The organism is Stenotrophomonas sp. LM091 (assembly GCF_001806305.1).
Taxonomy (GTDB): domain Bacteria; phylum Pseudomonadota; class Gammaproteobacteria; order Xanthomonadales; family Xanthomonadaceae; genus Stenotrophomonas; species Stenotrophomonas bentonitica_A.
In genome coordinates, this window is sequence record NZ_CP017483.1 from 1,310,773 (window position 1) to 1,324,465 (window position 13,693).

Sequence of the window (13,693 nt, forward strand, 5' to 3'; positions counted from 1 at the left end):
AATCGGAATCTGTCACTGATGACACGTCTTCGCCGTTGGCTGCGCTGGATGCTGGTCGCGTTCCTGGTCCTGGCATTGATCGGCGCCGCGGTTGCCGGCGGCCTTTACTACGCCGTCTCCTCCAAGCTCCCGGACGTGCAGACCCTGCGCGACGTCGAGATGCAGGAGCCCATGTACGTCTATGCCAGCGATGGCAAGCTGATGGCGGTGTTCGGCGAGACCCGGCGCACCCCCATCACCATGAAGGACGTCCCCGAGCGCCTCAAGCAGGCCTTCCTGGCCACCGAGGACGCGCGCTTCTACGAGCACGGCGGCGTGGACTACAAGGGCATCGGCCGCGCGGTGTGGCTGCTGGCCACCACCAACGACAAGCGCGTGCCCGGTGGTTCGACCATCACCCAGCAGGTCGCCCGGCAGTTCTTCCTGAGCTCGGAGTACAGCTACACCCGCAAGCTGGCCGAGATCCTGCTGGCGCGGAAGATCGAGAGCGAGCTGAGCAAGGACGAGATCTTCGAGCTGTATCTCAACAAGAGCTTCTTCGGCAACCGCGCCTACGGCGTGGCCGCCGCGGCCGAGTTCTACTACGGCAAGAAGCTGGGCGAGCTGGACCTGGACGAAATGGCCTCGCTGGCCGGCATCCCCAAGTTCCCCTCCAGCGGCAACCCGCTCAGCAACCCCGAGCGCGCCCGCGAGCGCCGCGACTTCTATGTGCTGCAGCGCATGGCCAGCCTGGGCTTCATCTCCCAGGCCGAGGCCGACGCAGCCAAGGCCGTGCCGATGCACGCCACCGCGCATGAGCCGCCGCTGCAGGTGGAGGCCCCGTACGTGGCCGAGCTGGTCCGCCAGGAAATGATCGCCCGCTTCGGCGGCGACGTGGTCAACAAGGGTTACCACGTGACCACCACGATCAACGCCGAACTGCAGACCGCGGCCAACCTCTCGGTGCGCGACGGCCTGCTGGCCTACGACCACCGCCACGGTTGGCACGGCGTGGAGCAGCACGTGGAGGTCCCGGCCGACGCCGACGCCGCCGCGCTGGCCACCAAGCTGTCCGGCATTTCCGCGCAGACCGGCCTGCTGCCGGCGATCGTCGCCGCCACCGCGGCCGATGGCAGCGCCACCGTGGTGCTGGGCAACCGCAGCGAAGTGGTGCTGCCGGCCAACGCCGCGCGCTGGACCAACAAGACCCCGGCCAAACTGGTCACCCGCGGCGACATCGTGCGCGTGCGCGCCGGCGAGAAAGAAGGCGAGTGGCTGCTCGACCAGATCCCGCGCGGCCAGGCTGCGCTGGTCTCGCTGGATGCCGAAAACGGCGCACTGAAAGCGTTGGTCGGTGGCTTCAGCTTCTCGGGCAACAAGTTCAACCGCGCCACCCAGGCGCGCCGCCAGCCGGGCTCGAGCTTCAAGCCCTTCATCTACGCGGCGGCCTTCGACAAGGGCTTCAACCCGGCCTCGATCGTGCTCGACGCCCCGGTCGTGTTCCGCGACCGCCGCGGCAAGACCTGGTCGCCACAGAACGATGGCGGCGGCTTCCGTGGCCCGATGCGCCTGCGTGAAGCGCTGGTGCAGTCGCGCAACCTGGTCTCGGTGCGCCTGCTCGACGGCATGGGCGTGGATTACGCGCGCAAGTACATCAGCGAATTCGGCTTCGCCGAGGCCGAGCTGCCGCCGAACCTGTCGATGTCGCTGGGCACCGCGTCGCTGACCCCGCTCTCGGTGGCCCGCGGTTACGCGGTGTTCGCCAACGGCGGCTCGCGGGTGGACACCTGGCTGATCGATCGGGTCACCGACCGTGATGGCGTGGAAGTGTTCAAGGAAAACCCGGCTGTTGCCTGCCGCGATTGCGCCGGCAACAGCGGCGTGCCGGTCAGCCAGGTGGTGGACGGGTTCAACTTCGGCTCCGCGCCGGCGGCAAACACCGCACCGGCCAAGCCCCAGCAGGCGACCGCCGCTGCCGAGGCACCGGCCCCGGTGCCGGTCAACCCGGATGCCAAGGTCGCGCCGCGCGCGATCGATGCGCGTACCGCCTACCAGCTGAACTCGATGATGCGCGACGTGGTCCAGCGCGGCACCGGCACCGCGGCCAAAGTGCTCGGCCGCGAGGACGTGGGCGGCAAGACCGGCTCGACCAATGATCACCGCGATGCCTGGTTCTCCGGTTTCGGTGGCCCGTACGCGACCACCGTGTGGGTCGGCCGCGACGACTTCCGCTCGCTCGGCTACCGCGAATACGGCGGCCGCGCCGCCCTGCCGATCTGGATCGAGTACATGCGCGTGGCGCTCAAGGACACGCCGATCGCGCAGAACGAGCCGCCGTCGGGCATGGTCCAGGCCACGCTCAACGGCGCCACCGAGTGGGTCAAGGTCGAAGACATGGAGAAGCTGGAGGAGTACGACTTCAACAGCCACACCCCGCAGGCCGACGACGCCGCGTTCGATATCTTCTGACTGCGTGCGCCGGGTACGCCCGGCGCGCCCCCCTCCTGCGTATCGTCCGCCCCATCGCCCCGGTGGAGCCACCCCATGGGTGGCTGCACGCAATCCCTGATCGCAGGCACAGCCACGCATGGCGTGGCTCTACCCGCCTGTCACATCGCCGGTGTACATTGCCGTGCAGGTCGCCAAGGAGTACCGGTCATGCATCGAGCCCGTCAGCATGCAGCCACGCAGACCCGTGAGCGCCGCCACCAGTTGGCGCATGAGGCCGCCCGCCTGATGGCCGAGGGCGGCATCCGCGATTACCACCAGGCCAAGCTCAAGGCCGCGACACGGCTCGGCATCCATGACGATGCCTCCCTGCCCCGCAACACCGAGATCGAAGACGCCCTGCGTGAGTACCAGCGCCTGTTTGCCGGTGCCGACCATGGTGCGCAGCTGCGCCAGCGCCGCGAGGCCGCCCTGCGCGCGATGGAGTTCCTCAAGGCGTTCTCGCCGCGCCTGTGCGGCCCGGTGCTCGACGGGACCGCCGATGCCAACAGTCCCGTGCAGCTGCAGGTGCACAGCGACGATGCCGATGCGGTGCAGCGCTTCTTCGACGAACACGGCATCCCGGCCGAATCGCGTACCCGCCGGCTGCGGCTGGACCGCGAGCGCAGCCTGGATGCACCGGTCTGGATCTTCAGTGCCGAAGCGCTGACGTTCGACATCGCCGTGCTGCCCTACGATGGCCTGCGCCAGCCGCCGCTCTCGGCCATCGATGAAAAGCCGATGCGGCGTGCCTCGGCGGCGCAACTGCGCGAGCTGCTGGCCGACAGTGAGATCGAGGGGTACCTCGGCAGCCGCTGAGGTCCCTGCTCCGGTGGGCCAGGTCAGGCATCGCCGAACGGGGCGAGAAACCGCTCGATGGCCGTGACCAGGGCCAGCGGGGTTTCATTCATCGGGTAATGCCCGGCGTTGCCCAGCACTTCGAGGGACGCGTGCGCATAGCGGCGCAGGTACGTCCGCTCCATCAGCGCAGCGTTGAACACCGGATCGTGCTCGCCGACCAGCACCTTCACTGGATGTCGGCCCACGATCCCGGCACTGAAATCGGTGTCGGCCCACGCCGGGAAATAGGCTGCGAACGCCTCCGCCGAGGCGCGCTGCATCGAGTACTGCGCCTTCCAGTCCAGCCATGTGCCGGGCAGCCGCCCGCCGGTGCTGCGATCGATGATGCCGCGACGGATCTCCGTACTGCCCGCTGCCGCCTCCAGCAGTCGTCGCGTCGGCGGCTCATGCGCGATGCCCCCACAGGGTACCGGTGCAACCGCGACCAGCGCACGCACACGGTCCGGTGCGAGCACCGCGATGCGCTCGATGGCCATGCCACCCATGGAATGGCCGACCACGCTGAAGGTGTCGATGCCCAGCGCATTGGCCAGGGTGAGCGCGTCCGTGGCGATCTCCTCGATCGTGAATTCGCCGCGCGCATCGTGCATGCCACCGTAGCCGCGGCAATCCATGAAGACGTAGCTGAACACGTCGCCGGACAGCCACGGCTCGATCGGCGCGAACGCATGCGCGTCGCCGAACCAGCCATGCAGCACCAGGACAGGGTGCGCGCCGGTGCCGACGCGGTGAAAGGTATTGGCCATGGCTGCAGCATCAGGAAGGAAGCGGGGGGGTGATGCTAAGCCGGCCGCGCATGGCCCGCCTTCGATGCCAGGTCAATGACGATAGAATCCGGGCCATGCGCAACGCCCTGCTCGATCCCTACGAAGACCTCCCGCGCGCCGTGGTCGTTACCGCGAACGACCATGCCGCCGGATCGGTCTTCCCGGCACACGCGCACCGGCGCGGCCAGTTCGCTTTCGCCTCGCGCGGCACCATCAGCCTGAGCACGTCCGAGGGGCACTGGCTGGTACCGCCGCAGCGCGCATGCTGGGTACCCGCGGGCATCACGCATGCGATGACCATGCGCGGCCCGGTCACGATGCTCAATGTGTTCGTGGCCGCCGAGGAAGTCGCCGCGGTCCAGTTGCCTGCGCGCTGCGGCGTCTACGGCGTCTCGCCGCTCCTGCGGCATCTGCTGGACGATGCAATCGACCTGCCGGCGATGTACGACCAGCGCGGTCGCGCCGGCCGGCTGATGCAGCTGCTCGTCGCAGAAATGGCCGCCATGCCGCGCCTGTCCCTGCATGCACCGCTGCCCTGCGAGCCGCGCCTTGTCCGCGCCTGCCAGCAGGTATTGGACCGGCCTGCGATCACGACGGGCCTGGACCAGATCGCCGCCGACGCCGGCATGAGCCGGCGTACCTTCACGCGCCAGTTCCGCGTGGAAACCGGGGTGAGCTTTGCCGAATGGCGCCAACAGGTCTGCCTGCTCGCCGCGATTGAACGGCTGGGTCACGGCCAGCCGGTCACCCGGGTCGCACTGGACTTGGGCTACGCCAGCCCCAGTGCGTTTTCATCGGCGTTCCGGCGCGTGCTGGGGACATCGCCCAGCCGCTACGCTCACACGCGCTGACACGCGGAACTGCAGGCAGAACGCCCCGGGGTGCGGGGCGCCAGGCAGTCCGGCGGTTCAGCGGCTCAGCGCGGGCCGACGATGCTTACGTGCTCCACATCGATATCGGTGGGCTTGAAGCGATGCGTATCCACTTCGCCGTGCAGCTCCACCACCGTCGTCGCGCTCACCGCCTGGTGGGCGGGCAGATCCTTGTCATCGATCTCGACATCGATCTCGCCGGTGGCGTCCTTGAAGCGATAGCGCTCGTGCCCGATCTTGGCGATCAGCGCGCCGCGCAGCACGACGGACTGGTCGTCACGCTGGCTGCGGGCTTCCGCCACCGTGGTGACGGCGCTGGTGGCGCCCGGGCCGGTGTATTGGGCATGCGCACCGGGACTGAACACACTCACCGGTACGGCGAGGGCAAAAAGGGCAATCAGACGGTTCATCTGGACTCCATGCTGTGGGGGTATGACCAAGGGTGTACCTCGACGGCCGTGACGCCCATACAACATGTACGAAAAGAGGTGTTTGCGACGCGAAGAGTCAGAAGCGGTTCATGCCACTGATCCAGTGGTCACCGTCCGGCACCGCCGGGAAAAGAAAACGCCCCGCGATGCGGGGCGTTTTCATCACGACCTGCCGGGGCGATCAGCCCTGGTAGTCACGCACGTCGCTGCCGGTGTAGACCTGGCGCGGACGGCCGATCTTCATTTCCGGATCGACCTGCTGTTCCAGCCAATGGGCGACCCAGCCGGAGGTACGGCCCAGGGCGAACATGACGGTGAACATTTCGGTCGGGATCTGCAGCGCCTTGTAGATGATGCCGCTGTAGAAATCGACGTTCGGGTACAGCTTGCGGGCGACGAAGTAGTCATCCTGCAGCGCGGCCTGCTCCAGCTTGACGGCCACGTCCAGCAGCGGATCCTGCACGCCCAGCTGTTCCAGCACCTTGCCGGTCATCACGCCGATGACCTTGGCACGCGGGTCGAAGTTCTTGTACACGCGGTGGCCAAAGCCCATCAGGCGGAAGCCGGAGGTCTTGTCCTTGGCCTTGAGCACGGCCGACTCGACGTTGTCGGCGGTGCCGATTTCTTCGAGCATCTTCAGCACGGCTTCGTTGGCACCGCCGTGGGCCGGACCCCACAGCGCGGTGACGCCAGCGGCGACCGACGCATACGGGTTGGCACCGGTCGAACCGACCAGGCGCACGGTCGAGGTCGAGGCGTTCTGCTCGTGATCGGCGTGCAGGATGAACAGCAGATCCAGTGCCTTGACCACGTCCTGGTTCAGCTCGTAGGTGCCATCGGCCGACTCGAAGGTCTGCTTCAGGAAGCGGCTGACGTAATCCAGCGAGGTGTCCGGCTTGTTGGCCGGCAGGCCCTTGCCGTGGCGGTAGATCAGGGCCGACAGGGTCGGCACCTTGGCGATCAGGCGCACGGCGGCGTGGCGACGCTGTTCGGCGTCGGACAGATCCAGCGAGGCGTGGTAGATGCCCGACAGCTGCGCGATGGCGGCGGTCAGGATGGCCATCGGATGGGCATCCTTGGCGAAGCTGCCGATCAGCGTGTTGATCGACGGATCCACATCGGCCTCGGCGGCCAGCTCGTCGGTGAAGGCCTTCAGCTGCTCGGCGCTCGGACGCTCGCCGTTGATCAGCAGGTAGGCCACTTCGACGTAGCTCGACTTTTCCGAGAGCTGCTCGATGGGATAGCCGCGATACAGCAGCACGCCCTTGTCACCGTCGATGTAGGTGATGGCGGACTTGCAGCTGGCGGTGGCGGTGAAGCCGGAGTCGTACGTGAAGAGACCGGTTTCCTTGGTCAGCTTCGAGATATCGACGCAATCGTTGCCGAGCGTGGGTTTGATGACTGGCAGAACAACCGACTTGTCGCCGGCGTTGAGCGTGACCTGATCAAGATCGGACACTGTGTGCGCTCCTCGAGGGAAGGCGCCCGCCCAAGCGCATGGGTCAGGCACGTGAAGGAAGTCCACGATCGTTATCGTGGATCCCGCCATTATCGCACAGCAACATTTTCGACGCCGTAGGACGGAAGTCGTAGACGCAGGTTCCGGGTCGCGGCAAAGGCGCCGTTGCAGTCGTCCCAAGGCATGGCGCCCGATCACGGACACAGCGTTCCGTCGGCGGGGCACACGGGCCTCACCTGGCGTTCAGCAATCCGGAAACAACAAAAAACAACGGCCGCCAAGGCGACCGTTGTTTTCATGCAGCTGCGTTGACAGCTCAGGCCGCGGTCGGCGCCGGCTTGCCGAAACGCTTCTGGAACTTGTCGATACGGCCGCTGGTGTCGATCACCTTGTGCTTGCCCGTGTAGAACGGATGCGAAGCCGAGGAGATTTCAACCTTGACGAGCGGGTACTCGTTGCCGTCTTCCCACTTGATCGTGTCCTTGGTGGACATGGTCGAACGGGTCAGGATCTTGAAATCAGAGGTAACGTCGTGGAAAACCACGTCGCGGTAAGCAGGATGAATATCGGCCTTCATGGGCGCGCACCGTAATAAGGGCTGGTGGTCAAGAGCGGCATTATAGTCCCGGCCGCCGCAAAGGGCAAGCCGGGTCCATCAACCGTGCGAAAGGTCCGCCGCAGCGGCGTCGTCAGACGCCGAGTGCCGCCCTCACCTGGGCCTCGAAGCGACCCTGGTCGTAGGCCATCAGCAGCTGGGTGTTGTCAGGCTGCCCGGTCTGGCGGTTCCAGTCGACAATGGTAGCACCCCGGCTGTGCACGCCGGCCAGTTCCACGTTCAGGGGACGCGATTCGACCCGCAGGGCACCCTCGGGCTGCAGTGCCCAGGCCATGGCCAGGGCATCGGCGGCGAACCAGCGCTCGCCACGGCTGTCTTCGGACCACAGGCGGGTCTGGCGCGAGATCAACTCGTAGAAGCGGGCCTTGTCGGTATCGGCCGCCAGCCACTTCTCGACATCCGCATGCAGCAGGCCGTGGGCGACCGTGGCTTCCCAATCGGCCACTTCGATGTGCGGGAAGCCGGTGAACACCACGTGCGCCGCTTCGGGATCGAAGGCGATGTTGAACTCGGCCGCCGGGGTGATGTTGCCGTGGCAGGTCACCGCCCCGCCCATCACCAGGAAGCGCTTCACGCGCTGCGGCAGGGTCGGGTCGAGTTTCAGGGCCAGGGCCAGGTTGGTCAGCGGGCCGAGCGCGACCAGGAACAGTTCACCGGCGTATTCGTGCGACAGGCGCAGGATCGCCAGCGCGGCATGTTCGGCCTCGGCCTGGCGCTTGGCGGCCGGCAGGTTCACATCGCCAAAGCCGTCGGCGCCATGCACGTGGGCGGCATCGACGGAGGGGTGCAGCAGCGGATCGGCGGTACCGGCGTAGACCGGCACATCGTCGCGGCCAGCCACTTCGCACAGTTTCAGGGCATTGCGGACCGTGTGGTCCAGGCCAACGTTGCCGGCGGCGATGGTCAGGCCAACGATATCGTGGCGCTCATCGGCGAAGGCCATCAACAGGGCCAGGGCATCATCGACACCCGGGTCGGTGTCGATCAACAGCGGAATCTTCTTGCTCATCGTTGCCGTCTTGATAATCGGCAAGGGACTTTCGCACCCTGCCATGACAAATACAAGGCGGGGGGGGCTCGGGCGCAGGCAGGTACCGACCGTTGGTCGGTACAGGGTTCAATGGTGCCGCGTCGATCGGCCCCACCCACGACCGGATGGGCCGTTTCGGCGCTGCTTTACGCCGATGCGTAGCGCACGGCCGTGCCGATCCAGCGCCGCACCACCTGGTCGGCCACGTCAGGCGCCTCCGCCAGCAGCCGCTCGGCCAGATCATGCACGCCCGGCAGCAGGTCCGCATCGCGGGCCAGATCGGCCATGCGGAACCCGGCCAGGCCGGTCTGCCGCGTCCCCAGCAGTTCGCCGGGGCCACGCAGTTCCAGGTCCTTCTCCGCGATCAGGAAACCATCGTTGGTCTGCCGCATCGTCTCCAGCCGCTCGCGCGCCATGTTCGACAGCGGCGCCTGGTACAGCAACACGCAGCGCGACACCGCCGAGCCGCGCCCTACCCGGCCGCGCAGCTGGTGCAGCTGGGCCAGCCCGAGGCGCTCGGCGTTCTCGATGATCATCAACGACGCATTGGGCACGTCCACGCCCACTTCGATGACGGTGGTGGCGACCAGCAGATCGATTTCGCCGGCCTTGAAGGCAACCATCGTGGCCAGCTTCTCGCTCGCCTTCAGCCGCCCGTGCACGAGCCCGACGCGCACACCGGGCAACAACGCCTGCAGCGATTCGAACGTGGCCTGGGCCGGCGTGGCATCGAGTTCTTCGCTTTCTTCGATCAGCGTGCAGACCCAGTACACCTGCTGGCCTTCGCGGCACGCCACCGCGATGCGTTCGATCAGCTCCGGGCGACGGTCGTTGTTGAGCGCCACGGTCTGCACCGGCGTGCGCCCGGGGGGCAGTTCGTCGATGGCCGACACGTCCAGATCGGCGTATTCGGACATTGCCAACGTGCGCGGAATCGGCGTGGCCGTCATCACCAGCTGGTGCGGCACGCTGCGTCCGTCGGCGCCCTTGTCGCGCAGGGCCAGGCGTTGATGCACACCGAAGCGGTGCTGCTCATCGACGATCGCCAGCGCCAGGTCCTTGAACACCACGCTTTCCTGCATCAGCGCGTGCGTGCCGACCACCACCTGCGCCTCGCCCGAGGCGACCTCGGCCAGCACCTTGGCGCGCGCCTTGCCGGTGACCTTGCCGGCCAGCCATGCGGTGCGCACGCCCAGCGGTGCCAGCCAGGCGCGAAGATTGTTCATGTGCTGCTCGGCCAGCAGTTCGGTCGGCGCGGCCAGCGCGACCTGCTTGCCCCGCTCCACCGCCAGCATCGCCGCCAGGGCGGCGACCACGGTCTTGCCCGAGCCGACATCGCCCTGCACCAGCCGCAGCATCGGATGCGCCTTGGCCAGGTCCTTGCGGATCTGCACGAACACGCGCTGCTGCGCGCCGGTCAACTGGAACGGCAGGCTGTCGCGCAGCTGGGCCACCAACGCGCCCTGCCCGCGCAGCGACGGCGCGTGATGGGCCTGCAGCGCCATGCGCTGACGCCGCAGGCTGAGGTGATGTGCCAGCAGTTCTTCCATCGCCAGCCGGCGTTGCGCCGGATGCCGCCCCGCGGCCAGCGCCGCCAGATCCGCATCCGGCGGTGGCCGGTGCACCGTCAGCAACGCACTGCGCAGCGAGGGCAGGCCCAGCCCGGACAACCAGCCCGCCGGCAGCAGTTCCAGCGTGGATTCTTCCGGCAACCGGTCCAGCGCCAACCCGATGAACCGGCGCATCGTCGCCGGCCCGACCCCTTCGACCGCCGGATAGACCGGGTCGAGGCTGTCACCGAGCTCGTCATCGTCATTGCTGCCCATCACCCGGTAGCTGGGGTGGACGATCTCCAGCCCGAGATGACCGGGCTTGGCGGTGCCGTAGCAGCGGATGCGCGTGCCCACGGCGAACTGCGAGACCTGCTGGGCGCGGAAGTGGAAGAACCGCAGCACCAGCGTGCCGTAGGAATCATCTTCGATGGCGACCTTGAGCACCGGCCGACCACGGAAACCGCGCTCGACCGCACTCACCCGCCCTTCCACCTGCGCCGCCACGCCCGGCTGCAACCGGGCGATGGTGGTCAGCCGGGTCCGATCTTCATAGCGCAGCGGCAGGTGCAGCCACAGATCCTGCAGCGAGGACAGGCCACGGGCAGCCAGCTTGGTCGCCACCGCCGGCCCGATGCCGGAGAGCATCGACAACGATGCCTCCCCGGCCGCGGCCAGCGCCGGTGCGGGAGCCCGTGACCGCGCCACGTCAGGCCTGGTCGAGCACCATCACCGCATCGACTTCGAAGTTGGCCGCCTTCGGCAGGCCCGACACTTCGATGGTCGAACGCGCCGGGAACGGCGCCTTGAAGTAGTCCTGCATCACCGCATTGACCTTGGCGAACTCGCCCAGATCGGTCAGGTACAGGCCCAGGCGGACGATCTGGTCCAGCGAACCGCCGGCTTCTTCGGCCACGGCCTTCAGATTGTCGAACGCACGGCGGGCCTGCGCCTCGATGTCGCCGGCACCAACGATGTCACCGGTGGCCGGGTCCAGCGGGATCTGGCCGGAGAAGTACACGGTATTGCCGGCGCGCACGGCCTGCGAATACGGACCGATCGCGGCCGGGGCGTTGGCGCTGGTGATGATCTGGCGGGACATGGGAGCTCCAGGGAACAAAAGTGGGCCCACCATTGTACCGCCGAAGCCGAGGCCCGAAGCCGCAATCCCTGGTAGAGCCGACCGTTGGTCGGCTGGCCGGAGAATGACGAAGACGATTGGTCGGCTGGCCGGAGAATGACGAAGACGATTGGTCGGCTGGCCGGAGAATGACGAAGACGATCGGTCGGCAGGCCGACCATATCGATCATCGCCGCATGGCGTGCAGGCAGCCGACCAACGGTCGGCTCTACGGAACGCGGCTTATTGCCTGCGGACCGATTGCACGACCGACAACCGCCGCAACCTGCGCATCACTTCCGCCAGATGGTTCCGGTCACGTACCTGCACGTTGAAACACAGCACCGCCGCATTGAAATCGCGATCCAGGTAATCGACCCGTTCGATGTTCGAATGGCTCTGCGCGATCGCCGCCGCCAACTGGGCCAGCACGCCGGTCCCGTTCTCCACTTCCACGATCAAGGACGTGTCGTAATCACCCGACACCGTCGTATCCCACCCGATCGGCACCCAGCGCTCCGGCGACTTGCGCAGCTCGGCCAGGTTCGGGCAATCCAGACGGTGCACCACGATGCCCTTGCCGGCGGTGTGGTAGCCCATGATGTCGTCACCCGGGATCGGCTGGCAGCAGTTGGCGAAGCTGACCACGCCGCGCTCGCTGCCATTGATCAGGATCTTCTCCTGCGAATGCTTCGAATGCGCCCCACCGCGCAGCTCGGCGTAGGCCATCAGCGCCTGCGCGGCCTGGTTGGGCATCCAGTTGCCCAGCGCCACTTCGGCCAGCAGGGCCTCCAGGCGGGGGTAGCGGTGTTCGGCCAGGAAGGCATCCAGGCGCCCCTTCGGCAGGCGCTCCAGCGAGCTGTCCATCGCCTCCAGCGCGCGGTCGAGCATGCGGTGGCCCAGCTGGACCGCGTCTTCGTGCTCCAGCTGTTTGAGCTGGTGGCGGATGGCGGTGCGCGCCTTGGAACTGACCACGAATTCCAGCCACTGCGGCTTGGGCGTGGCCGAGCGCGCGGTGATCACTTCCACCGTCTGGCCACTGACCAGCTTGGTGCGCAGCGGGACCAGCTTCTTGTCCACGCGCGAGGCCACGGCCATGTTGCCCACATCGGTGTGCACCGCGTAGGCGAAATCGAGCGCGGTGGAGTTGCGCGGCAGGGCCAGGATCTTGCCCTTCGGGGTAAACAGGTAGACCTCGTCCGGGAACAGGTCCACCTTGACGTTGTCCAGGAACTCCAGCGACGAACCGGCGGCGCGCTGGGAATCGATCAGTTCCACGATCCAGGCATGCGCACGGCTCTGCGCGCTGTTGGGCGAATCGCCACCGAACTTGTACGTCCAGTGCGCCGCCACACCGCGCTCGGCGATCAGGTCCATCTCTTCGGTGCGGATCTGCACCTCGATCGGCGAACCATATGGCCCGAACAACACCGTGTGCAATGACTGGTAGCCGTTGGCCTTGGGGATGGCGATGAAATCGCGGAAGCGACCGTCCAGCGGCTTGAAGGTGGCATGCACCGAGCCCAGCGCGTGATAACAGTTGGGCACGTTGCGCACCACCAACCGGAACCCGAACACATCCATCACCTGATCGAAGGATTTGTTCTCGTCGCGCATCTTGTTGTAGATGCTCCACGGCGTCTTGATGCGGCTGACCAGGCGGTGCTCCAGCCCTTCCTTGGCCAGGCGCTGGCTCAACTGCACTTCCACCTGCGCCATCGCCTCGCGGCGGACCACCGGCTGGCTGCGGATGTGCTTTTCCAGGATCGCGTGGCGCCACGGATACAGCGCCTTGAAACCCAGGTTCTGCAGCTCGCTCTTGACCAGGCTCATGCCCAGCCGCTGCGCGATGGGGGCGTAGATTTCCAGCGTCTCGCGCGCGATCCGGCCACGCGCCTCGCGGCTCTGCGCGCCGAGGGTACGCATGTTGTGCAGGCGGTCGGCGAGCTTGATCATGATCACGCGCAGGTCGCGCGACATCGCCAGCAGCATCTTGCGGAAGCTCTCGGCGGCCGCTTCCTGGCGGTCGCGGAACTTCAGCTTGTCCAGCTTGGTGACACCGTCGACCAGCTCGGCCACGGCCTCGCCGAACTCGGCGGCCAGCTCTTCGCGGGTCAGCGGGGTGTCTTCGATGGTGTCGTGCAGGATCGCCGCGATCAGCGCCTCCACGTCCAGGCCGAGCTCGGCCAGGACCTGGGCCACGGCGACCGGATGGGTGATGTAGGGCTCGCCCGACTTGCGGGTCTGGCCGGCATGCGCGGCGGCGCCTACTTCCCAGGCGCGGCGCAGCAGCGGCAGTTGGTCGGGCGGCAGATAGTGCGCTGCGCGCTCAAGCTGGAGGACATAATCGGGTACGGCCGCGCCGGCGGGCGTGGCGACCTTGGCAGTGGGGCCTGGGTTCATGCTCAAAGACTATGCCAGCGGCGTGATATCGGCAAACCCCTGAACAGGGAGTTTCACCTGCAACAACACGCCTGCACCGGATCCACCGGCGGCCCAAACGAAACAGCCCGCCAAACGG

General features: G+C 67.1%; 11 protein-coding genes. 3 read left to right on the forward strand and 8 right to left on the reverse strand.

Features of this window, described 5'->3' with window-relative positions; genetic code table 11:
- Positions 1–18 precede the first annotated feature (18 nt).
- Positions 19–2,448, forward strand: a complete 2,430-nt coding sequence (locus tag BIZ42_RS05755) for a penicillin-binding protein 1A (RefSeq protein WP_070425826.1) — start codon at positions 19–21, stop codon at positions 2,446–2,448.
- Between the two features lie 189 nt (positions 2,449–2,637).
- Positions 2,638–3,285, forward strand: a complete 648-nt coding sequence (locus BIZ42_RS05760) for a hypothetical protein (protein ID WP_019183878.1) — start codon at positions 2,638–2,640, stop codon at positions 3,283–3,285.
- 23 nt (positions 3,286–3,308) lie between these two features.
- Here BIZ42_RS05760 and BIZ42_RS05765 read toward each other — a convergent pair whose 3' ends face one another.
- The gene (locus BIZ42_RS05765; RefSeq protein ID WP_070425827.1) at positions 3,309–4,073 is read right to left on the reverse strand and encodes an alpha/beta hydrolase; all 765 of its coding nucleotides are present in this window, start codon (positions 4,071–4,073) and stop codon (positions 3,309–3,311) included.
- Positions 4,074–4,168: 95 nt separating this feature from the next.
- Here BIZ42_RS05765 and BIZ42_RS05770 point away from each other — a divergent pair, with 95 nt between their 5' ends.
- On the forward strand, positions 4,169–4,945 hold the full coding sequence (locus tag BIZ42_RS05770; RefSeq protein WP_070425828.1) for a helix-turn-helix transcriptional regulator: 777 nt from the start codon (positions 4,169–4,171) through the stop codon (positions 4,943–4,945).
- 65 nt (positions 4,946–5,010) lie between these two features.
- On the opposite strand, the gene BIZ42_RS05775 is transcribed toward BIZ42_RS05770, so the two are convergent.
- From BIZ42_RS05775 to BIZ42_RS05805, 7 genes are all read right to left on the reverse strand, one after another.
- Positions 5,011–5,376: a NirD/YgiW/YdeI family stress tolerance protein gene (locus BIZ42_RS05775; RefSeq protein ID WP_070425829.1), complete on the reverse strand. Its 366-nt coding sequence runs from the start codon at positions 5,374–5,376 to the stop codon at positions 5,011–5,013.
- A 202-nt stretch (positions 5,377–5,578) separates the two neighbouring features.
- Positions 5,579–6,856 (reverse strand): citrate synthase, encoded by a 1,278-nt coding sequence (locus BIZ42_RS05780; protein ID WP_019183874.1) that lies wholly within the window; start codon positions 6,854–6,856, stop codon positions 5,579–5,581.
- A 316-nt stretch (positions 6,857–7,172) separates the two neighbouring features.
- Entirely contained in the window at positions 7,173–7,433 is a 261-nt protein-coding gene (locus tag BIZ42_RS05785) for a type B 50S ribosomal protein L31 (RefSeq protein ID WP_019183873.1), read from the reverse strand.
- A gap of 112 nt (positions 7,434–7,545) precedes the next feature.
- Positions 7,546–8,481, reverse strand: coding sequence for a nucleoside hydrolase (locus BIZ42_RS05790; RefSeq protein WP_019183872.1), 936 nt, complete (start codon positions 8,479–8,481; stop codon positions 7,546–7,548).
- A 167-nt stretch (positions 8,482–8,648) separates the two neighbouring features.
- Positions 8,649–10,760 (reverse strand): ATP-dependent DNA helicase RecG, encoded by a 2,112-nt coding sequence (recG, locus tag BIZ42_RS05795; protein WP_070425830.1) that lies wholly within the window; start codon positions 10,758–10,760, stop codon positions 8,649–8,651.
- Position 10,761: 1 nt separating this feature from the next.
- Positions 10,762–11,154: a RidA family protein gene (locus BIZ42_RS05800; protein WP_019183870.1), complete on the reverse strand. Its 393-nt coding sequence runs from the start codon at positions 11,152–11,154 to the stop codon at positions 10,762–10,764.
- 261 nt (positions 11,155–11,415) lie between these two features.
- Complete coding sequence (locus BIZ42_RS05805) at positions 11,416–13,575, reverse strand: bifunctional (p)ppGpp synthetase/guanosine-3',5'-bis(diphosphate) 3'-pyrophosphohydrolase (RefSeq protein WP_070425831.1); 2,160 nt, start codon at positions 13,573–13,575, stop codon at positions 11,416–11,418.
- Positions 13,576–13,693 lie beyond the last annotated feature (118 nt).